Below are 21874 nucleotides of genomic sequence, written 5' to 3' on the forward strand. Positions count from 1 at the left end.
GTTGCAAAAAGCAACGAAATTGCCCTTAAAAATCTAATCTTTACGGCTTTGTTTTGGAGTTGTTAATTATATTCTTTGCCAATATCTGATTACTTTTTTTAATCCATTTGGATTCAAGTGTTGCTGCCATCACATTTTTTGATAATTTCACCGTAACGCAGTCTCTTTGTAGATTTTTTTGTGTTTATGCTCACATTAATTGCAAGTGATAGAACCTAGTATCGCTTCGCCCTGTGAAATAAAACCCTACAAATTAATAAATAAAAAGAGATTTGCGATGAAGATGTATAGCAATCTGCCCATTGGTCTTCATGATATTACTGAAGCCAAAAAAAGACTGACCAATCATATATACAAGACCGCGCAACTACCCTCTAACTACATCAGCGAACGTTGCCATGGCGAGGTTTACCTCAAGCTTGAAAACATGCAACGTACAGGCTCTTTTAAAATTCGTGGCGCCTTCAACAAGCTCAGTTCATTAAGTCTGGAAGACCGACAAAAAGGTGTTGTCGCCTGCTCGGCGGGCAATCATGCCCAAGGTGTATCACTCTCCAGTGCTATGCTGGGAATTGATGCCAAGGTGGTCATGCCTTGCTGTGCCCCCAAATCAAAAATTGCTGCAACCAGTGACTATTCAGCCAAAGTGATCCTCCATGGAAATAGCTTCAATGACACCATTGCCAAAGTCAGCGAAATCGTGGAGATGGAAGGCCGCGTATTTATCCCCCCCTTCGACGATGCAAAAGTAATTGCCGGCCAGGGCACCATTGGCCTGGAAATTATCGAAGATTTGTATGATGTCGATAACATCATAGTGCCGATCGGTGGCGGTGGTTTGATTGCTGGTGTTGCCATGGCTATCAAATCTATTAATCCGACCATCAAGGTGATTGGTGTGCAATCCGAGAATGTGCACGGTATGGCGGCCTCTTTCTATGCCGGTACCATGACCAATCACAGAACCAGCAGCACGCTGGCCGATGGCTGTGATGTGGCAAGACCCGGTTCACTGACCTTCGAAATCGTCAAACAATTGGTGGATGATATTGTACTGGTCACCGAGGATGATATTCGTCATAGCATGGTTGACCTTATTCAGCGCAACAAGGTGATTACCGAAGGGGCGGGAGCTCTGGCCTCGGCAGCGCTGCTCAGTGGCAAGCTGAAACATTATGTCGAAGGTAAAAAGACCGTCAGCATTATTTCGGGTGGCAATATTGATCTGACCCGGATCGCCGAAATTATCGAACAGAACAATATTCGTCAATTTAGCCTGTAAGGAATGCAGTCATGATATTAGACAGTGTTGTCACCGGCAGTAAAGAGAATACGCGTGCATGGCGTAAATCGGATACCACATGGGGATTAGGTCTGTTCGGTACTGCTATCGGGGCGGGAGTCTTGTTCTTTCCAATCCGGGCCGGATATGGTGGCCTGATCCCAATATTAATCATGCTGGTGCTGGCTTACCCCATTGCATTTTATTGCCACAGAGCGTTGGCCAGATTATGTCTTTCTGGCAGTAATCCATCGGCAAATATTACCGAGACCGTTGAGGAGCATTTTGGCAAGATGGGTGGAGTAGTAATTACCTTCCTCTATTTCTTTGCCATCTGCCCACTGCTGTGGATATATGGAGTGACGATCACCAATACCTTTATGGCATTTTGGGAGCATCAACTACAGTTGGTTCCGCTTAATCGAGGTGTGGTTGCACTGGCATTGTTGATGTTGATGGCATTCGTGATCTACTTCGGTAAAGATCTGATGGTCAAGGTGATGAGCTATCTGGTCTTTCCCTTTATTGCCAGTCTGATCGTTATATCTCTCTCCCTTGTCCCGTACTGGAACAGTGCCGTCTTTGATCAGGTCAATCTGAGCGAGATATCGATGTTTGGTCACGATGGTATTCTGGTTACCGTCTGGCTGGGGATCTCCATCATGGTCTTCTCCTTCAACTTCTCGCCGATTGTCTCCTCTTTCATCGTCTCCAAACGGGAAGAGTATGAGCAGGAGTTCGGTCGTGATTTTACCGAGAAGCGCTGCTCGAAGATTATCTCCGGTGCCAGCATGCTGATGGTGGCCGTGGTGATGTTCTTTGCCTTCAGCTGCCTCTTTACCCTGTCACCGCAAAATATGGCGGAAGCCAAAGCCCAGAACATTCCGGTGCTCTCCTATCTGGCCAACCACTTCTCCTCAATGACGGGCAGCAAGTCTGCGTTTGCCACCACTTTGGAGTATGCGGCGTCCATCATTGCGCTGGTTGCCATCTTCAAATCCTTCTTTGGCCACTATCTGGGGACGCTGGAAGGGTTGAACGGCCTTATCCTCCGCTTTGGCTACCAGGGCGACAAGAGCAAGGTTTCCAGTAAAAAACTCAACATGGTCAGTATGTTGTTCATCATGGGTTCGACCTGGCTGGTCGCTTATGTGAACCCCAACATCCTCGACCTGATTGAGGCAATGGGGGCGCCAATCATCGCATCCCTGCTCTGTCTGCTGCCGATGTATGCGGTGAGCAAGACACCGGCACTTGCAAAATATAAAGGTCAGGCCAGCAACCTGTTTGTCACTATCATCGGTGTGCTGACCATCCTGAATATAGTTTCCAAGCTGTTCTGAAAACCTTTTCTGCAAGTCATCAACCATTCAGGCCCCCCTGGCGGGGTCTGGATGGTGCAGTCAGACATGAGCAATAACCGGTTCTTCGTTGGCCACAATTATGTGGGCCCTGGGTAAGGCTTGCCGTTTTTTGACTTTCTGTTTATGGCGAAATGCCCTGACTGCAGTGACTTGACACTATTAATCTCGAGGCGATGTAATGAAGTTTGATTCGTTGGTTCTGGTTATCAATTGCGGCTCCTCATCGGTCAAATTCTCGGTACTGGAGAGTCAATCCTGTGAGGTGGTGATATCCGGTATGGCGGATGGTATTGAGACGGCCCATCCCCAATTGCAAGTGGGTAAAGAGCCCGCTATGTCATTACCTGAAAATAACCACACCTGTGCATTGGCTGCCATCGCGGCGGAATTGAAAAAACGGGATCTGCTGGATGCCATTGCACTGGTGGGTCATCGAATTGCTCATGGTGGTAGTGAATTTAGCGAAGCGGCCATCATTGATGAACATGTATTGGCCAAAATAAAGCAGGTGTCACCCTTGGCTCCCCTGCACAATCACGCCAATTTATGCGGTGTGATGGCGGCTCGTCAGCTATTTCCCACACAACCCCAAATTGCGGTATTTGATACCGGTTTTCACCAGACCCTGAAGCCGGAAGCCTATATCTATGGGCTGCCTTACCAATATTTGCAGGATTACGGCGTGCGCCGCTATGGCTTCCACGGTACCTCCCATCGCTATGTGGCCGAGCAGGCTTGCGTATTTATGGGGCTGGATGAGCAGCATGCCGGTCTGGTCATCGCCCATCTGGGCAATGGCGCCTCTATTTGTGCGGTACAGGATGGCAAGAGCGTCGATACCTCGATGGGGATGACGCCGCTGGAGGGGTTGATCATGGGCAGCCGCAGCGGCGATATCGATTTTGGCGCGCTGGCCTATATCGCCAGCAAGACAGGACAATCCATCGAGGATATCGAGCGGGTATTGAACAAGCAGTCCGGCCTGCTGGGTATTTCGGGGCTCTCCTCCGATATGCGGGTATTGGAAGCTGCCTATCACGAAGGACATCCCGGGGCAAAATTGGCCATTCACGCTTTTGTCCATCGTATTGCCCGCCATATCGGCGGCCATGCCACCTCATTGCGCCGACTGGATGCCGTTATTTTCACCGGCGGGATCGGCGAGAACTCGGCCTTTATCAGAAAGCTGGTATGCGAACGACTTCAGGTATTTGGCGTAGCGATCAGCGAGCCGTTTAACCAGCGTCCCAATAGCGAGGGCTGCCGGGTGATTTCGGCGGCAGAGTCCATGGTACTGGCGACGGTTATTCCCACCAATGAAGAGAAAATGATCGCGCTGGATGCCATTCGTCTGGGGCAGCAGGTTCGTCAGGCCGAGTGCGTCTGACATCTTCCACTGTAGTGTCATGAGTAGTGAATGAGGTTTATTTGATGAAAGTTGATATGCAATTGGATCAGGATAAATTCCGTCAGGCATGGCAAGGGTTTGCCGGTGAAAACTGGAAGCACGAGATCAACGTCCGTGATTTTATCCAGCAGAACTACACCCCCTATGAAGGTGACGAACAGTTTTTAGCAGATGCGACCGAAGCGACCACCACTTTGTGGAATAAGGTGATGGAGGGGATCTGCATTGAGAATGCCACCCACGCACCGGTCGATTTTGATACCAATATTGCCACGACCATTACTGCCCACGGGCCGGGTTATATCGAGCAAGGGCTGGAAAAGATTGTTGGCCTGCAAACCGACAAGCCCCTTAAAAGAGCACTGCACCCATTTGGCGGTGTAAATATGATCCGCAGCTCTTTTGAAGCATATGGCCGGGAGATGGATCCCGAATTTGAATATACCTTCAGCGAATTGCGCAAAACCCATAACCAGGGCGTGTTCGACGTCTACTCTCCCGAGATGTTGCGCTGCCGAAAATCGGGGATTTTGACCGGTTTGCCGGATGGTTACGGCCGTGGTCGCATTATCGGAGATTATCGTCGGGTCGCGCTCTATGGCATAGATTATCTAATCCGTGAGCGGGAACTGCAGTTTGCCGATCTGCAACCGGCCCTCGAGCGTGGCGAGAATCTGGAGCAGGTGATCCGTCAGCGCGAGGAGCTGGCAGAGCACAAGCGGGCACTGGTGCAGATCAAGCAGATGGCGGCCAGCTACGGCTTTGACATCTCCGGGCCAGCACGCACGGCGCAGCAGGCAGTGCAGTGGCTCTACTTTGCCTATCTGGCGGCGGTGAAGTCGCAAAATGGCGGGGCCATGTCCCTCGGTCGTACCGCTACCTTCCTCGACATCTATATCGAGCGGGATCTTAAGGCGGGGCTTATCAGCGAGCAGGATGCCCAGGAGCTGGTTGATCACTTCATCATGAAGATCCGCATGGTACGTTTCCTGCGTACCCCCGAGTTTGACTCCCTCTTCTCCGGCGACCCCATTTGGGCGACCGAGGTGATTGGTGGCATGGGGCTGGATGGTCGCACCTTGGTGACCAAGAACTCCTTCCGCTACCTCCACACCCTCAAGACCATGGGGCCGGCGCCTGAGCCCAACCTCACGATCCTCTGGGCGGAAGGATTGCCGCGGGCCTTCAAAACCTATGCCGCCCGTATCTCCATCGATACGTCATCCCTGCAGTATGAAAACGATGACCTGATGCGCAACGACTTCGAGAGCGATGACTACGCCATTGCTTGCTGCGTGAGCCCTATGGTGATCGGCAAGCAGATGCAGTTCTTTGGGGCCCGTGCCAATCTGGCCAAGACCCTGCTTTATTGCATCAACGGCGGGGTGGACGAGAAGCTTAAGATCCAGGTTGGCCCGAAAGTGGCGCCCATCATGGACGAGGTGCTGGATTACGAGACCGTCATGGCCAGCCTCGACAGCTTTATGGATTGGCTGGCGGTGCAGTACATCAGCGCGTTGAACCTGATCCACTACATGCACGACAAGTACAGCTATGAGGCCTCGCTGATGGCGCTGCACGATCGCGACGTCTATCGCACCATGGCCTGCGGCATTGCCGGTCTGTCGGTGGCGGTCGATTCGCTGGCGGCCATCAAGTACGCCAGGGTCAAGCCGGTGCGCGATGCCGACGGGCTGGCGGTCGATTTCGTGATTGAGGGGGAGTATCCCCAGTACGGCAACAATGACGAGCGGGCCGACTCTATCGCCTGCGATCTGGTCGAGCGCTTCATGAAGAAGATCCAGGCGCTGCCGACCTACCGCAATGCGGTGCCAACTCAGTCGATCCTGACCATCACCTCCAACGTGGTCTATGGCCAGAAGACCGGCAACACCCCGGATGGCCGTCGCGCCGGTGCGCCGTTTGCGCCGGGGGCCAACCCGATGCACGGCCGGGATCGCAAGGGGGCGGTCGCCTCGCTGGCCTCGGTGGCCAAGCTGCCGTTCAAATATGCCAAGGACGGGATCTCCTACACCTTCTCCATCGTGCCGGGGGCGCTCGGCAAGGAGCCGGCCAATCGCGAGAGCAATCTGGTGGGGCTGATGGATGGCTACTTCCATCATGAGGGGGATTTGGAAGGGGGTCAGCACCTCAACGTCAATGTGATGAATCGCGAGATGCTGCTGGATGCCATCGACAATCCGGACAAGTACCCCAGCCTGACCATCCGGGTCTCCGGTTATGCGGTGCGCTTCAACGCCCTGACCCGCGAGCAGCAGCAGGACGTCATCTCCAGAACCTTCACCAACATGATGTAACTCTCATGCCCGGGGTGAGCAGGCTTGCTCCGGGCCTACTTTTTGTTTGTCAGCACGAGGAAGTAACAGATGCGACAGGTTATCACTACCAAGGCGGCGCCGGGCGCCATCGGCCCCTATGTGCAGGCCACCCGGATTGGCAACATCCTATACACCTCCGGTCAGATCCCGCTGGACCCGGTGAGCGGCGACGTTGCGGAGGGGATCGAAGCGCAGACCCTGCGCTCCCTGCAAAACGTACAGGCGATTGTCGAGGCGGCAGGCGGCGAGGTGCGCAACATCTTCAAGACCACTGTGTTTGTCTCGGATCTGAACGACTTTGCTGCGGTGAATCAGGTCTACAACGACTTCTTCACCGAGCACGATGCCATGTATCCGGCTCGCTCCTGCGTAGAAGTGGCTCGGTTACCGAAGGATGTGAAGATCGAGATAGAGGCGATTGCTGCGCTGTAACCCCATCGGGAGTGGGTCTGCAAGCCAAAACAGAGCGGCTGCCAATGGCAGCCGCTTTTTCTATCTGGTCATCGGGCAGATCAGGCGATCCGTTCGATACGAGCCATGTAGAAACCGTCGAAGCCGGTCTCTGACGGGCTCACGGTGTGATCGTCACGCAGACAGAAGTTTTCGTTGGCGGCGAGGAACTTGTCCACCTGCTGACGGTTTTCCTCGGGCAGGATGGAGCAGGTTGCATAGACCAGCAGGCCGCCGACTTTCACCATCTGGCTGTAACGCTGCAGGATCTCTTCTTGCAGCGCGACCAGCACCGGCAGACGCTCGGCGGTATCACGCCACTTGGCATCCGGATTGCGCTTGAGGACGCCCAGACCGGAGCAGGGCACGTCCAGCAGTACGCGGTCGGCGCTCTCTTTGAGGCGCTTGACGGTCTTGCTGCTGGTGATGACCCGGGTCTCCACGTTGTGGGCACCGGCGCGACGGGCGCGTTGCTTGAGGTTCTCCAGCTTCCACTCTTCCACATCCATTGCCAGCAGACGGCCTTTGCCTTGCATCATGGCGGCGATATGCAGGGTCTTGCCACCGGCACCGGCGCAGGCGTCGATAACGCGCATGCCCGGGGTGACTTCCAGCGCAGCTGCAACCAGCTGGGAGCCTGCATCCTGCTGTTCGAAGCAACCATCGGCAAAGGCCTTGGTACGGAACAGGGCGGCGTCAGAGGTGACCTGCAGGGCAGTCTCCACACCTTCAACCGGAATGGTGGTGACCTGCTCTTTGGCCAGCATGGCCTGCAGCTCATCACGGGTGCACTTGAGGGTGTTGACCCGCAGGTAACGCTTGGGCATCCAGGCCAGGGCAGCACGCTCGGCAGGCCAGGCTTCACCCAGCTGCTCGCTTCCCAGTTTCTCCAACCAGCTCGGGCAACCATCCATCAATACCGGGTTCTTCTTCGCCTCGGTCAGACGGCGGCGGAATGCTTCTTCATTGAAGCGATCCAGGGTCGGGTGGTTGGGCTGGGCAATTTTGTGGAATGCGTGCCAGCTGTGAAGCAGCGGCCAGACATTCTTTTCGGCCTGACGCACCTGAATACCGGTGAGGAAACAATAGAGGCTGAGACGGCGCAGCAGGTCGCCGGTGACCAGGGCAATCCTTGCCTGTTCTTGCGGTTTGAGTTCGATGCCGGAGAACTGACGGGCATAAGCGCGGTCGAGGGTAAGACCCTGACCGAGCACATCGTCAACAATGGCAACGACCAGATCCCCGAAACGGGGCAACAGTGGGGATTTGAGCATGAGATTAACCTTGGCCAGATAAAGATGAACCATCCGGGTAGTTGTGGATGATTCTAAAACAGATAAACCGGCGCAATGATAGGTGTAAGGGTCATGCGGTGCAAGGTAGATATATAAAGTGTGGTCGAGTGTGATTCCCTTTTTGACTGTGACTACGTCTGAAAATTGGCAAGAGCAACTGCCGAAGTGTTATCTGTTCTGCGGTGGAGTGCTCGGCTGTGTTATGGCTTGTCACTGGCAGATGAGCGGAGCACAATGCCTGCGTCACTCTCTTGATGGTCGTGGAACCATTATTTATTTGAAGGAAAATCAAGATGATGGATGTTGCTGATCTGCGCCGTGAATACTCCCGTGGCGGGCTGCACCGGGCCGATCTGCCGGCCGAGCCGCTGGCGCTGTTCGAGAAGTGGTTGGCGCAGGCTTGTGAGGCCAAACTGACCGATCCCACCGCTATGGTGGTAGCGACGGTGGATGCCGATGGTCAGCCCTGGCAGCGCACTGTGCTGCTCAAGCACTACGACGCCCAGGGGATGGTCTTTTACACCAACATGGGTAGCCGCAAGGCGCAGCAGCTGGAAGGCAACCCCCGTATCAGCCTGCTCTTCCCCTGGCACACGCTGGACAGACAGGTTCATGTGACCGGCCGAGTGGAGAAGATGAGCACTTTCGAGGTGATGAAGTATTTCCACAGCCGTCCCAAGGATAGCCAGATCGCTGCCTGGGTCTCCAAGCAGTCGACCCGCATCTCGGCCCGCGGCGTGCTGGAGGCCAAGTTCCTTGAGCTCAAGCAGAAGTTTGCCAATGGCGAAGTGCCGCTGCCGAGCTTCTGGGGCGGATTCAGAGTGGTGATCGAGACGGTGGAGTTCTGGCAGGGGGGCGAGCACCGGCTGCACGACCGCTTCTACTACACCCGCGACGGGGATGGCTGGCATATCGAGCGTCTGGCTCCCTGAGCGCGCTATTTGAATCTGTTTTCACAAGGAGTGTGTATGCGTCTGTATGGTGATCTGCGTTCCGGCAACTGTTACAAGGTGTGGCTGCTGGCCCGCTGGCTGGAGCTGCCCCTTGAGTGGGTAGAGGTGGATATTCAGGCGGGGGATACCCGTACCCCCGCATTTCTGGCCATGAACCCCAACGGCAAGATCCCGTTGCTGGAGATTGGCCAGGGCGATACGCTGGCGGAATCCAATGCCATCCTCTTCTATCTGGCGCACGGCAGCGCCTTGTGGCCAACCGATCCGCGCCAGCAGGCAGAGGTGCTCAAATGGATGTTCTTTGAGCAGTACAGCCATGAGCCCTACATCGCGGTGGCCCGCTTTATCGTTCACTATCTCGGCCGACCCGAGTCCCAGGAGGCGCGGCTCGACGGTCTGAAAGCCGGTGGCGAGAAGGCGCTGGCGGTAATGGAGCAGCAGCTGAAACAGAGCCCCTACTTGTGCGGTGATGCGGCTACCATCGCCGATATCGCCCTTTATGCCTACACCCATGTGGCAGAGGAGGGGATCTTCTCCCTGCAGGGGTGGCCAGCTATCCGCAGCTGGATCGCCCGTATCGAAGCCCACCCCCGTCACCTGACGCTGCCAGCGGCCTGTCAGGCCAGCTGATGGAACTGCTGATCGAGGCGACTCTGTGGCAGCCGCAGTGGGCTGCGCTGTTGCAGGTCTGGCAGCAGCACGGCCATCGCTGGCAGTTGCTGCTGGGCAAAGAGGCGGCGGCCGCCCTCGATCAAACCGTTACTCCCTGGGCGAGCAGCCCTCCTGATGGGGTGCTCTGCCCGGGGGCCCTGCTGGCCGCCTGGCTCGATGGGGATCTGCTGGCGGATTTTCATGCTGATCCCAGCCGCCAGATCCTGATCACTGCCTCCACCTCTCTGCTGACCCTCGCCAAGGAGCAGGGGCTACTGACCCTGGGTCCGGTGGGGGCCGATCTGCCTCTCACCCCCGAGGCCGATTTGGGCGCCGTGCTCAATCGCCTGCTGGCGCGCCGCGTGATGATACCGACGTTGGCCGAGGGTTCGCACGCCGCTGGCGTGGTGCTGCGGCCACTGCAGGCGGTCGATGATCGCGAGATCGCGCGCTACTGTAGCGACGAGGCGCTGGCCCGCTACACCCTCAATATTCCTCACCCCTATCCGCCGGAGGGGGCCCGCGACTGGCTGGCGCTCGGCTGGCGCAAGGCGGCGCTTGGGCTTGGCTGGAGCTGGGCCATCACCTTGCCAGAGGAGCAAGGGGCGGCGCTGGTCGGGGTGATCTCCCTGCACTGGAATGGCGAGCTCGCCTGGTGGGTCGGCGTGCCCTGGCAGAATCGCGGTCTGGCGACCCGGGCTGCACGCTTGGTCAAGGGGTTTGCCTTTGACCAGCTGCAACTGCCTGCGCTGACGGCTCGCCATATGCCAGACAATTTAGCCTCCGGCCGGGTGATGGCAAAACTGGGGATGCACTATCGCGGGCGGCGCCATATCAGCGGTCGTCAGCCGTGCGAGGTGAGCTACTGGCGATTGGATCGTTCCCTCTCCTTGCCTGCCCCCTTGCTCGACGAGATGGCCCATTGGCTGGCGGATGAGCGGATTGCCGTGGTGATCCTGCGCGATCCTGCGGTGTCGGCAGTGCCTTTGCCAGGTAGCGAGATATCGGTCGCGCTCTTTACGGATGAGCCGGATGCCAGTGAGGTGGTGCCCTATCAGCGCCGCCAGCTGCACGATGGCAGGGTAATGACGCTTCATGGTTATCCGCTCGCGCAGCTGGAGCAGGCGGATCCGGATCAGCTTCATCATCTGGGGGGCGTGTTGCTCAAGGATCGGGATGAGCAGGGGCTGGCATGGCTGCTGCAACTGGCAGCCCTCTATCGACAGGGGCCTGCGCTGCTGACGGGCGGGGAGCGTGTGGCGCAACTCGCATGGATTGCGCAGTTGATGAATACCGGAGCCGATGGCGGAGGGGAGGGGCCACTGCTGGCTCGCTACCAGCAATTGCGGCTGCTGGTGGAGCTGCCGGAGCTGGTCGATGAGCTGGATGGTTGTTGGCATCAAACGCCCGAACTGACTTTTGAGCGGTTGGCGCGGGAGGCTCCCACCCTCTGGCTGGCCTACCGCGAGGCGATGAACAGGGCCACCCCGGCTACGCTAACCGCCTTGCAGCAGCAGTTTGCCGCTCGTTTTCCTGAGTGCACCCTCCCATTTTTGGACAAAGGTACTCAGAATGACCAGCCGTTGTGTGGAATAATGCCTGCTCTGCTGTACGAGGAGTAATACCAGATGTTGAGAACCGAGCGCCCCGGTGACATGCTGCCGGTTTATGAGCTGCTGAGTGCCGCCTTCGGTCGTTCCGATGAGGCCGAACTGGTCAACCGCCTGCGCGAATGTGGCGCTGCCGTGGTGACCATGGTCGAAGAGGAAGAGTACGAGTTCATGGGGCACCTGATGCTAAGCCCGATCACCATTAACGGCATGGAAGGGCCCTGGCTCGGTCTGGCGCCGGTCGCGGTTCATCCCGACTGGCAAGGTCAGGGGATTGGCTCTGATCTCATCCGTGAAGGGCTTGATACGGCGCTCGAAATGGACTGGAAAGGGGTGGTAGTACTCGGGGATCCGGCCTATTACAGCCGTTTCGGTTTCCGCCCGGCCAGCGAGTTTGGCCTGCACTGCATCTATGAGGTGCCTGCCGACTGCTTTATGGCGATGGAGCTGCAGGAGCGCGGTTTTGCGGGTGTGCAGGGTGAGGTGCTCTATCACCCGCTGTTTGATGAACTTCCCGACGAGCTGCCGGATGCGCAGGCAGAAGAGTCCCATTTATAACGAGACGTCGCAGCGACAAGCCATAACGAAAAAGCCCTCATCGAGGGCTTTTTCATCTTGTATTGGGCCCTGCCGGGCTTATTCGAGCAAATAGGCTCAGGCAATGATATCGAGCTGGGTGCCCTTGCGTTTATCTTCACCCAACATGTCCCCCATCTGCTGGGCGAGCGGGCTCTGCTGGAACTGCATATAGTCGCTCAGATTCTGCTGGCGCTGGTAGCGATTGGCCGCCTGATAGAGTTCAGCAGTGCTCGGGCCCGACTTGCTATCGCTCTCCTGACCGCTGGCCTCCAGGTAGCGCTCCACCACGGCTTTATTTTGCTGGTTAGCCGTATAAGAGACCGCCAGGGTTCTGCGAGCCGTTGCTTTCTCTTCGCTCTGTGCCTGCAATTCATCCTTCTTGGTCAGTGCTTCGTTACGGGCCTGATTGACCTGCTCGGGTGTGACAGCCGGAGAGGAGGGATATTTGCCGTAATCAGGCAGCGGCATGGGCCGGGAGGTGATTTGCATGGTGGTGCTTCTCTTGTGAACAGGGATGGACGCATGATACCCATCCATTTTAGTTCAATAAATCACCACCTGTCGGTTCATCAAGAGTGGGTTCAGCTTCGCGCATCGATTGTTAATTGAACCGCCTCTGAGTGACAAAAAAGGCGCCATAAGGCGCCTTTTTATCCTTCGGTTACCGCCGGATCAGTTGAAGAACCAGTAACCACGGTTGACCAGACGGGTCAGCAGTTGCAGGAAACCGGCCTGATCGGCCAGCTCCACCATGTCGGCCTGAGTGATGATGTCCTTGTCACACAGCAGGGAAATGGCTGCCGCATCTTCGCTCTGCAGAGTCCAGGCTTCGCCATCGATATAGCACTGCTGGCTTTCGCCGCTGAACCAGACGCTGCGCAGGCCCGGCACCTTGATGGCAGGCTCGCCCTGGGTCAGCAGGTCGGCTACCTCCTCGGCGCTGTAGTCCGGCTCGACCGGATTGACATCCAGATCGTGCTTGGCTTCGGAGATCATGGTGCCGAACCACTCCTTGAACAGGGTCTCGTCATCGAGGGCCTGTTGCATCAGCTCGCGCAGACGGTGCAGCTCGTGGGGCTGGATCTCGCCGTGGCGGGCACGGGGCTTGAGGTCGGCATCGCCGTAACGCTCGGTACGCACCTCGTTGTCGATCAGGTGATCGGCAAAGGAGGAGATAAGCGCCTTGGCATCCGGCGCGCGGAAGCCCACCGAGAAGTTCATGGAGGGCTCGATGGCGTAGCCTTCGTGGGGGAATCCGGGCGGAATGTAGAGGATGTCGCCCGGCTCCATGATGACGTCGATGATGGCCTCGAACGGCTCGCAGTGCAGCAGGGCGGCATGGGCGGCAAACTCGTTGAGCGGCTTGGCATCGCCAACCCGCCAGTGACGCTTGCCGATACCCTGGGTGATGAACACGTCGTAGTTGTCGATGTGGGGGCCGACACCCGCGTGAGGGGTGGAGAAGCTCACCATCACATCGTCAAAGCGCCAGCCCGGAATGAACTGGAACGGCACCGCCAGCTCGTTCACCTCGGGGGCCCAGTGGTTGCAAGCCTGTACCAGAATGGTCCAGTTCTCTTCGCCCAGATGGTCATAGGATTCGAAGGGGCCGTGGGCAGCATCCCACTTGCCGTCGAAACGGGTGACGAGGCGGGACTCTACCACCTCTTCCATGGCCAAACCCGCCAGCTCATCCGGGCTGATGGGATCCTGAAAGTCCTTGAAGCCGCCCTTGATAAGGAGCGGGCGCTTCTGCCAGTAGTGCTCGAGGAAGTGAGCGATATCCAGATTGAGTTCGTACATAGATCTTCTCGTCAAAGGGTTCGACAAAGGTCAGGAGAGGTCTTGCCAGAGGCGGCTGTCGGCCTCGGGCAAGCCCTCTTGCAAACCGTGTATAGGGTGCCACATAAAATAACCGGGGCCCTGTTGCAGATCATGCACAGGGCCCCGGTGATCTCATTTATCCGCTTATTTCAGCAGATCAACCAGACGCTGGGCGTCACCGATGTAGTTGGCCGGGGTCAGCTTCTTCAGCTCAACCTTGACCGCTTCCGGCAGCTCCAGGGTGTCGATAAAGGTGCGCATCCCTTCGGCATCGACACGGCGGCCACGGGTCAGCTCCTTGAGCTTCTCGTAGGGCTTCTCGATACCGTAGCGGCGCATGACGGTCTGGATCGGCTCGGCCAGCACTTCCCAGTTGGCGTCCAGATCGGCGGCCATGGCGGCGTCGTTGGCTTCCAGCTTGGAGATACCCTTGAGGGTGGACTGGTAGGCGATAAGGGAATAGCCGATGGCAACGCCCAGATTGCGCAGCACGGTCGAGTCGGTGAGATCACGCTGCCAGCGGGAGATGGGCAGTTTGCTCGCCAGATGCTGGAACACGGCGTTGGCCAGACCCAGATTGCCTTCGGAGTTCTCGAAGTCGATGGGGTTGACCTTGTGCGGCATGGTGGAGGAGCCGATTTCGCCGGCGATGGTGCGCTGCTTGAAGTGGCCCAGGGAGATGTAGCCCCACACATCGCGGTCGAAGTCGATCAGGATGGTGTTGAAGCGGGCCATGGCGTCGAACAGCTCGGCAATGTAGTCGTGCGGTTCGATCTGGGTGGTGTAGGGGTTCCAGGAAAGGCCCAAGGAGGTAACGAACTCCTCGGAGAACTGGTGCCAGTCCACTTCCGGATAGGCGCTGATGTGGGCGTTGTAGTTGCCGACCGCACCGTTGATCTTGCCGAGGATCTCCACCGCCATGATCTGCTTGTACTGGCGCTCCAGACGGTAGGCGACGTTGGCCATCTCCTTGCCCATGGTGCTCGGGGTCGCCGGCTGGCCGTGGGTGCGGGAGAGCAGCGGCATATCGCGGTACTCGTGGGCCAGACGCTTGATCTCGCCGATCAGCTTCTCGCAATAAGGCTTGATGACCTCTTCGCGGGCGGTTTTCAGCATCAGACCGTGGGAGTTGTTGTTGATGTCTTCCGAGGTGCAGGCGAAGTGGATGAACTCGCTGACAGCCGCCAGCTCCGGGTTCACTTCGACCTTCTCTTTGAGGAAGTACTCCACCGCTTTCACATCATGGTTGGTGGTGCGCTCGATCTGTTTGATGCGGGCGGCGTCGCTCTCGTTGAAGTTGCTGACGATGCCATCGAGCAGGGCGTTGGCGGCCGAGCTCAGGGCAGGGACTTCCGGGATCCCGGCGTGGCTGGCCAGTTTCTGCAACCAGCGAACCTCGACTTCAACGCGAAAACGCAGCAGGCCGAATTCGGAGAAGATAGGGCGCAGGGCATCGGCCTTGTCGCCATAACGACCGTCAATCGGGGAAACAGCAGTCAGCGCGGACAGCTCCATGGGGTGAACTCCTGATGATTGGTGTGGGGGATCCGTATTCACTTGCGCGCCGGTCGGGGTGTATCAAGGCTGATGTGCGGCTGTTCACCTTGTCCTCCCTCTGCCTGCGCGCAAGCCAATGATTAGTAACGCTTGGCCAGTTCCACCATCTTCTTGCGAGCGAAGATGATCTGGGTGCGGCTGCCACCGAGCTGGCGCCACAGCACCACGGCGCGGATGCCTGCCAGCAGCAGGGCGCGTACCTTGTGCTGCACCAGCGGCTGCTGCAGGAACAGCGGGGTGCCGGCCACCTGAATGCGCGGCCCGATGGGGCTGATAAGGTCGCTGTAGATGCTCGCCATGTTGGCCAGGATCTGCTCGTCGAGCAGATCGAAATGCTGTTGCTGGCGACCGATCTGGCTGATCCGCTCACCCAGCATGTTGAGAATGTCCTTGCGCTTGGCCAGCTTGCGCTCCAGCGCAATCAGGCTCACCACGTAGCGGGTCAGCTCGGCATTCTTCTGGCTGCCATCGGCTCCCAGCTGCTCGACCAGCGCGCGGTAGCCGTCGCGAATGGCCAGATGGGTGTTGTTGAACACCTCGAGCGGGTGGCTCGGATTGGTCACCAGAATGCTGGAGAGGCTCTCGCGCAGGGCGGCCTCGTCACAGCTGCCGTCGCGGGCCACCTTCTGGACCAGCGCGGCCGCCTGGCAGATGCCGGCAAAGGCCATGGTTCTGTCTTGGAATTTATCGCTCACGTATGCTGCCTTTTGCTATTGGCTCAAACCGGATGGCTGAAACGCTGTTCGATGATGCCGCCGCCCAGACACACTTCCCCGTCGTAGAAGACGGCGGATTGGCCCGGGGTCACCGCAGCCTGCTTCTCGTCGAAGATGACCCGGATGGTCTCGTCGTCGATGGGCTGGATCAGGCAGGGGATATCCTGCTGGCGGTAGCGGGTCTTGACGGTGCAGCGACGCGGCTCGCGAATGGGGGTGCGATCCACCCAGTGCAGCTGGCTGGCAATCAAACCATCGGAGTAGAGGCGGGGATGTTCACCCTGCGCCACCACCAGCACGTTGCGTTCGACCTCTTTGTCGACCACATACCAGGCCTCTTCGGTGGCATCTTTGCGCCCGCCGATACCGAGCCCCTTGCGCTGGCCCAGGGTGTGATACATCAGACCCTGATGCTCGCCGATCACCTTGCCATCCACGGTCTCGATTTTACCGGGCTGGGCGGGCAGGAACTTGGCCAGGAAGTCCTTGAACTTGCGCTCGCCGATAAAGCAGATACCGGTGGAGTCTTTCTTCTTGGCGGTGATGAGATCCAGCTGCTCGGCGATGCGGCGCACCTCCGGCTTCTCCAGATCGCCAACCGGGAACAGGCTCTGACCCACTTGCTTCTCGCTCAGGGTGTAGAGGAAGTAGCTCTGATCCTTGTTGGTATCGAGACCGCGTAGCAGGCGCGGGCGGCCGGTGCTGTCGTCACGGCGCACATAGTGGCCGGTGGCGATGTAGGTGGCTCCCAGCTCTTCGGCAGCAAATTCGAGGAATGCCTTGAACTTGATCTCCTTGTTGCACAGGATATCCGGGTTCGGTGTGCGGCCAGCCTTGTACTCTTCGAGGAAGTGCTCGAACACGTTGTCCCAGTACTCGGCGGCGAAGTTGATGGTGTGGAGTTTCATCCCCAGCTTGTCGCAGACGGCCTTGGCATCAGCCAAATCCTGGGCGGCAGAGCAGTACTCGTCCGTGTCGTCTTCTTCCCAGTTCTTCATGAACAAGCCTTCGACCTGATAGCCCTGCTGCTGGAGCAGGTAGGCCGAGACGGAAGAATCCACGCCGCCGGACATGCCGACGATCACCTTGATTTGGCTGTTGTCTGTCATTAGTCGAAGTTACCAGTTCGTTTAAACGGGGCGTATTCTACCAGAGTTTTGCGCCCCCGGTCACATATCCATGCCGCAGTTCCCATCAGGAGCCTGATAGCAGGAAATCGTTTTTCTGTTGTTGGCCAGCGTGGCCGTAAAAGAGTGTCAAATGGCCTCAAATAAAGGCCTTGAGTGCCGACAGTGGCAGCCGTGTACCCGCCAGATAATCCTCGATGCACTGCCACACCAAGGGGCTTCTCAGGGCCGGTTTGCACTCGGCGATCTCCTCCAGGGTGAGCCAGTGGCAGGCGAGAATATCGCCGTCAGGATCCTCTGGATGGTGCTGACCGGGCGCTTTTTCAAGGTCGAAGATGATGGCGGTGCGCACATAGGTGGCCTCGCTGTCGGCCGGTTTGTAGAGATAGGTGCCAAGCCAGGAAGTAGGCGTGGCGGTCAGCCCCGTCTCCTCTTTCAGCTCGCGGCAGGCTGCGGTGAGCAGATCTTCACCGGCCTCTACATGGCCAGCGGGCTGGTTGAAGCGGCGCTGGCCTTTTATCTCCTCCTCCACCACCAGAAAGCGGCCCTGCCACTGCACCAGCGCGGCGACCGTCAATCTGGCCTGCATACGCTCGTGCGGCGTTTTCTCCTGCGATGCAGGAAGGTTATCGCTCATAAGGACTCCTTGTCTCGTTACCGGTTTGGCCCCGGCCGAAGCGGGGGCTCGATTCAGCGCTGTTCTTTACAATGCGATTGCCAGCGGGCTGCGCGTTACTCCGATGGTTTGCTGCGGGCCGGTCGGCGCGCGGTGCCACGGCCGCTACTGCGATTGGCCGGGCGCGGGCTCGTGTCACGGCTGTCGCGCCCCTGGCCCTGACCATGGGGGCTTCGGGTCGATTGTGCGTTGCGCGGATTGCTGCTGCCCGAGCCCTGACTGCGTGGTTTGTTGGGTGTCTGTGTCCTGCGCGGGGCGGGCGCCAGCTCGGGGGCGGGCAGGCTGCGGCTCTCGCCGGGTGCCAGACCATCCAGGGTCCAGTCGCCGATGGCGTAGCGAATAAGGCGCAGGGTGGGGTGGCCGATATGGGCGGTCATCCGCCGTACCTGGCGGTTGCGCCCCTCGATGATTTTGATCTCCAGCCAGCTGGTGGGGATCTCCTTGCGCTCGCGAATGGGCGGATTGCGCGGCCACACCGCAGGTTCATCCATGATGCGCGCCCCGGCAGGCAGGGTCATGCCGTCGTTGAGCTCCACTCCGGCGCGCAGGGCGGCCAGTTTCTCTTCGCTCGGGATCCCTTCCACCTGCACCCAGTAGGTCTTGGGGGTCTTCTCCCCCGGCTGGGTGAGGTGCGCCTGCAGCTTGCCGTCATTGGTGAGCAGCAACAGCCCCTCGCTGTCGCGGTCAAGCCGACCTGCGGCGTAGATGCCGGGCTCGCTGATGTAATCCTTGAGAGTCTCGCGGCCCGCCTCGTCGGTGAACTGGCAGAGCACCATGTAGGGCTTGTTCAGCAGGAGCAATTTGCGATCCGCTGGGGCCAGCTCCGGTTTGTGGGGGGATGCATGGCGAGGTGCGGCTGGTTTGGCCGCCGTGCGCGGGGCGTTATCGCGCGGCGAACGGCTGACAGAGAGACGGGGGCGGGGAGATTTCATCGGATACACACTTCAGACAGACGATGGCAGCGAGTGTACCACAGGGTGCTGAGGGCAGGATGAATGGCTGTGGCGTCACAACAAGCAGTGCCCAGAGCCAATTCGCCTAGCTCAGCAGGCTCTCGATGACGATAGCCTGACGGGCGGGGGCCGAGCCCGCCAACAGCAGGGCGTGGCTAACCACATCGTCGATCATCGCCTGCGCCAGTCTAGTGAGGGGGCGCAGGGTCTCCCGTCCGCTACCAACCGGCACCGCCAGCAAAATGATGGTTTGCACCGGCCCGATTTGAGAGCCCCACTCGATGGGCTCCTTGCAGCTAAGCAGGGTCAGCGCTGGCTGGCTGATCCCTTCGCTCAATACATGGGGCATGGCAAGGCCGGGGCGGATGATGGTGGCTGAGACCTGCTCGCGCCGTTCCACCGCGGCGGTCAGTGTAGCGCGGTCGGTGAGCAGCTCGGCGGGCAGCAGATCGATCAGATGCTCGAGGGCCTCGGCCTTGCTCAGCGGTTCGGGGCTGTGGGCCAGCTGGCGCAGGGCAAACTGGTAGTCGGGCAGGGCGTTGGCCAGTCGCAACTCCGCCAGTGCGGCGGTGTGCGGGCGCACCAGCGGTTGACCCAGCTCCCCGCACCAGCAGGTGAAGGCCATGTGGGCGAGCTCGGCATCGCACCCTTCGATCTGCAACTGGCAGAGATCGCCGGGTTGGGTGGCGAGGGTCAACAGGGAGAGCTGGTTGCTGGCGGCAACGGTCTGGCGCCGGGTGAGGTTGGCGCAGTGGATGGTGGATTTGAACATCCCCGCCAGCCGGTTCAACTGCTTGGCCTGGGTGATGCTCAACCCCTGCTGGCAGTAGAAGGTGATCTCGCGGGTCAGCATCAGGCCGGGATCGGCAGGGCCTTGAGTACGGCGTTGGCATCCAGCAGCACTGTTTCCAGTCTCACCTGATGGATGGTGCAGCCGAGGAAGCGCTCTTTCTGCTCAATCTCGATATCGGAGGCAATCAGCACCAGGTCGGCGCTGGCAATATCGCGGGCGGTCAGCATGTTTTCCATGCCCATGGCGCCCTGAGTCTCGACCTTGATCTTGAGTCCCAGCCCAGTGGCGGCTTTTTGCAGGGCATCGGCAGCCATATAGGTATGGGCGATACCGGTCGGGCAAGCGGTGACGGCGACGATCTTCATCTGCTCTCTGTGATGCTGACAAGGGGGAGCAACAAGATAGCGCCAGCGGGGGGCTTTTACCAAAAGTCCATATGAAAAGTGGGATCTTGATGGGGATATGCCCGTCCCTTGAACGGCAGTGCAGGCTCATGCCGGGCCAGTCGGGTGTCTGGTTGCTCCAAACAACAAGGGCCACCCCTGTGGGTGGCCCTGAACAATCTGCGTCTGTTGTTATGGCTATCAGGCGGTCTGGGCAGCCAGCTCGGCGGCTTTCAGTTCGCGCTTGATGCGGCGGATCTTGCGCTCCTCGGCGACCGCGACACAACCCATCAGTACCAGACAGGCGGCGGCTGCGATATCGAGAGCGGCGAAGGTGCCAGTCCAGCCGGTCAGACCGAAGATGGGGGTGCCATCGGCGATCATGCCCAGACCCAGTTTGGCGAAGCTGTCACCAATCAGGTAAGCGAAGGTGCCCTTGACGCCATCGGCCACGCTGATGCCCTGCTTGGGGACGAAGCCCACGGCGGCGACGCCGATCAGCAGTTGCGGGCCAAACACCAGGAAGCCCAGGGTGAACAGGGAACCCAGGAACATAAACTGGGTAGTCGCATGCTGGTAGAGACCCAGGGTGGCGATGATCAGCGCTAGCGCCACACAGGCAACCAGACCACGGCGACCGTTGGCCAGATCCGAGAGGTAACCCCACATCAGGGTGCCGACCAGTGCGCCCACTTCGAAGAAGGTAAAGCCCTGAATGGCCACGTCTTTGGAGAAGCCAAGCTCCTGGTGGGCATAGACGGTAGACCATTGGTCGATACCGATACGCACCACGTAGAGGAAGATGTTGGCAAAGCAGAGCAGCCAGATCACCTTGTTGAGCAGCACGTACTTCACGAAGATCTGCCACTTGGTCAGCTGCTGCTCTTCGGTAGCGATATCCTCTTCGCTCGCCACTTCGTCAAACAGCTCTTCCACCTTGCCAAGGCCGTAGGCTTCCGGCGAGTCGCTACCAAAGCGCAGGCCGATAAAGCCGACGATCAGCGCGATGATGGAGGGGAAGATAAACATGCCGAGCACGTTGCCATCAAACAGGTAGTTGGCACCGAACAACGCCACACCGGCTGCACCGGCACCGCCCACGTTGTGAGAGAGGTTCCACATACCCAGATAGGTGCCGCGCTTGTTGCGAGGGGTCCACTTGGTGATGGTGGAGTAGCTGCAGGAACCACCACAGCTCTGGAAGAAACCGCTCAGGGCATAGAAGAAGATCATGAAGTAGAGGCTGAAACCGGTGCCGCCCATGCTGGCACTGAAGCCCAGCATGCAGAGTGCGGAGAGGATCAGCATCAGCGGCAGGAACTGCTTGGTGTTCTTGCCATCGGCGTAGTAGGAGACGATGGTCTTGCCCACCCCGTAGGTGATGGAGAAGCCAAGGCCGATCATGCCAAGCTCGGTCATGGAGAGACCGTACTCCTGGATCATGTCATTTTGCGCAATGTTGAAGTTCTTGCGGATCAGATACATGGTCAAATAGCCAATAAATACAACCAGATAAGATTGCATAAACGGCTTGAACCAGAGCTTGCGCCGGGCTTCGACCGGCAGGTCGAGGGTGGGGACCCGGACCTGTTGGAGCAATTTCAACATCTTCGTTCATCCTCTGCGAGATAGACGGTATTTCCGCCGCGCCCCTCATTTGTAGATAGGTTGTTCGAGGTCACGCCACGGAAGGGGGAACGGAACGTCGGGGCTGTCAGCCGTTGCTGCGCTCGACGCTCCATCCATATAAACCCGGGCCCGGCACGGAATGACGGGGCACATTGCCCGTCGCGGTGCGGGTCACGACATCAGGTGAGGTGACTCTAATAAGAGGGGCAAAAAATGGCTTGAGAGCCATCCCTAGTGGGGCTAGGAAATTTTCCTAGTTTTTGCGCTTTCGCGGACAAAGCGTGA

Annotated in this window: 20 protein-coding genes; 9 read left to right on the plus strand and 11 right to left on the minus strand. The window is 58.4% G+C overall.

Going from position 1 to position 21874, the window contains the following annotated elements; translation table 11 throughout:
• Positions 1-277: 277 nt before the first annotated feature.
• The 5 genes from tdcB (at position 278) to ACTG19_RS19545 (ending at position 6825) form a co-directional block, all read left to right on the plus strand.
• On the plus strand, positions 278-1282 hold the full coding sequence (gene tdcB / locus ACTG19_RS19525) for a bifunctional threonine ammonia-lyase/L-serine ammonia-lyase TdcB (protein WP_005334660.1): 1005 nt from the start codon (positions 278-280) through the stop codon (positions 1280-1282).
• Between the two features lie 11 nt (positions 1283-1293).
• Complete coding sequence (tdcC, locus tag ACTG19_RS19530) at positions 1294-2625, plus strand: threonine/serine transporter TdcC (RefSeq protein ID WP_019444738.1); 1332 nt, start codon at positions 1294-1296, stop codon at positions 2623-2625.
• Between the two features lie 199 nt (positions 2626-2824).
• The gene (gene tdcD, locus ACTG19_RS19535) at positions 2825-4033 is read left to right on the plus strand and encodes a propionate kinase (protein WP_439989441.1); all 1209 of its coding nucleotides are present in this window, start codon (positions 2825-2827) and stop codon (positions 4031-4033) included.
• A gap of 44 nt (positions 4034-4077) precedes the next feature.
• Positions 4078-6372, plus strand: a complete 2295-nt coding sequence (pflB, locus tag ACTG19_RS19540) for a formate C-acetyltransferase (RefSeq protein ID WP_439989442.1) — start codon at positions 4078-4080, stop codon at positions 6370-6372.
• Between the two features lie 69 nt (positions 6373-6441).
• Positions 6442-6825 (plus strand): RidA family protein, encoded by a 384-nt coding sequence (locus tag ACTG19_RS19545; RefSeq protein WP_076494278.1) that lies wholly within the window; start codon positions 6442-6444, stop codon positions 6823-6825.
• A gap of 80 nt (positions 6826-6905) precedes the next feature.
• On the opposite strand, the gene ACTG19_RS19550 is transcribed toward ACTG19_RS19545, so the two are convergent.
• Complete coding sequence (locus ACTG19_RS19550) at positions 6906-8117, minus strand: RsmB/NOP family class I SAM-dependent RNA methyltransferase (RefSeq protein ID WP_439989443.1); 1212 nt, start codon at positions 8115-8117, stop codon at positions 6906-6908.
• Positions 8118-8431: 314 nt separating this feature from the next.
• Between ACTG19_RS19550 and pdxH the strand changes: the two genes are divergently transcribed.
• The 4 genes from pdxH to ACTG19_RS19570 are packed head-to-tail and all read left to right on the plus strand — an operon-like array spanning position 8432 to position 11910.
• Positions 8432-9070, plus strand: coding sequence for a pyridoxamine 5'-phosphate oxidase (gene pdxH / locus ACTG19_RS19555; RefSeq protein ID WP_005353629.1), 639 nt, complete (start codon positions 8432-8434; stop codon positions 9068-9070).
• A 36-nt stretch (positions 9071-9106) separates the two neighbouring features.
• Positions 9107-9721: a glutathione S-transferase family protein gene (locus tag ACTG19_RS19560; RefSeq protein WP_113740760.1), complete on the plus strand. Its 615-nt coding sequence runs from the start codon at positions 9107-9109 to the stop codon at positions 9719-9721.
• Positions 9721-11364 (plus strand): GNAT family N-acetyltransferase, encoded by a 1644-nt coding sequence (locus tag ACTG19_RS19565; RefSeq protein WP_113740759.1) that lies wholly within the window; start codon positions 9721-9723, stop codon positions 11362-11364. The genes ACTG19_RS19560 and ACTG19_RS19565 overlap by 1 nt, the downstream gene beginning before the upstream one ends.
• A gap of 6 nt (positions 11365-11370) precedes the next feature.
• Positions 11371-11910, plus strand: coding sequence for a GNAT family N-acetyltransferase (locus tag ACTG19_RS19570; RefSeq protein ID WP_005353625.1), 540 nt, complete (start codon positions 11371-11373; stop codon positions 11908-11910).
• Between the two features lie 96 nt (positions 11911-12006).
• Here the strand turns inward: ACTG19_RS19570 and ACTG19_RS19575 are convergent, their stop codons facing one another.
• From ACTG19_RS19575 to uhpT, 10 genes are all read right to left on the minus strand, one after another.
• Positions 12007-12420, minus strand: a complete 414-nt coding sequence (locus ACTG19_RS19575; protein WP_113740758.1) for a hypothetical protein — start codon at positions 12418-12420, stop codon at positions 12007-12009.
• A gap of 183 nt (positions 12421-12603) precedes the next feature.
• On the minus strand, positions 12604-13734 hold the full coding sequence (locus tag ACTG19_RS19580; RefSeq protein ID WP_042031527.1) for a ribosomal protein uL16 3-hydroxylase: 1131 nt from the start codon (positions 13732-13734) through the stop codon (positions 12604-12606).
• A 165-nt stretch (positions 13735-13899) separates the two neighbouring features.
• On the minus strand, positions 13900-15270 hold the full coding sequence (gene purB, locus ACTG19_RS19585; RefSeq protein ID WP_113740757.1) for an adenylosuccinate lyase: 1371 nt from the start codon (positions 15268-15270) through the stop codon (positions 13900-13902).
• Positions 15271-15392: 122 nt separating this feature from the next.
• Positions 15393-16007, minus strand: a complete 615-nt coding sequence (gene hflD / locus ACTG19_RS19590) for a high frequency lysogenization protein HflD (RefSeq protein WP_041208876.1) — start codon at positions 16005-16007, stop codon at positions 15393-15395.
• Positions 16008-16030: 23 nt separating this feature from the next.
• Positions 16031-17137 (minus strand): tRNA 2-thiouridine(34) synthase MnmA, encoded by a 1107-nt coding sequence (mnmA, locus tag ACTG19_RS19595; protein WP_005353619.1) that lies wholly within the window; start codon positions 17135-17137, stop codon positions 16031-16033.
• A 157-nt stretch (positions 17138-17294) separates the two neighbouring features.
• A complete protein-coding gene (locus ACTG19_RS19600) occupies positions 17295-17792 on the minus strand; it encodes an NUDIX hydrolase (RefSeq protein ID WP_162628486.1) in 498 nt (165 codons plus the stop codon).
• A gap of 95 nt (positions 17793-17887) precedes the next feature.
• The gene (locus tag ACTG19_RS19605; RefSeq protein WP_162628485.1) at positions 17888-18763 is read right to left on the minus strand and encodes a pseudouridine synthase; all 876 of its coding nucleotides are present in this window, start codon (positions 18761-18763) and stop codon (positions 17888-17890) included.
• Positions 18764-18869: 106 nt separating this feature from the next.
• Positions 18870-19637 (minus strand): PTS sugar transporter subunit IIA, encoded by a 768-nt coding sequence (locus ACTG19_RS19610; RefSeq protein WP_113740755.1) that lies wholly within the window; start codon positions 19635-19637, stop codon positions 18870-18872.
• Positions 19637-19942, minus strand: coding sequence for a PTS fructose transporter subunit IIB (locus tag ACTG19_RS19615; RefSeq protein ID WP_005334611.1), 306 nt, complete (start codon positions 19940-19942; stop codon positions 19637-19639). Before ACTG19_RS19615 ends, ACTG19_RS19610 begins: the two co-directional genes overlap by 1 nt.
• A gap of 219 nt (positions 19943-20161) precedes the next feature.
• Positions 20162-21568 (minus strand): hexose-6-phosphate:phosphate antiporter, encoded by a 1407-nt coding sequence (uhpT, locus tag ACTG19_RS19620; RefSeq protein WP_005353611.1) that lies wholly within the window; start codon positions 21566-21568, stop codon positions 20162-20164.
• Positions 21569-21874 lie beyond the last annotated feature (306 nt).

It is taken from the genome of Aeromonas sp. 3P, assembly GCF_051919745.1.
Classification (GTDB): Bacteria; Pseudomonadota; Gammaproteobacteria; order Enterobacterales; family Aeromonadaceae; genus Aeromonas; species Aeromonas veronii.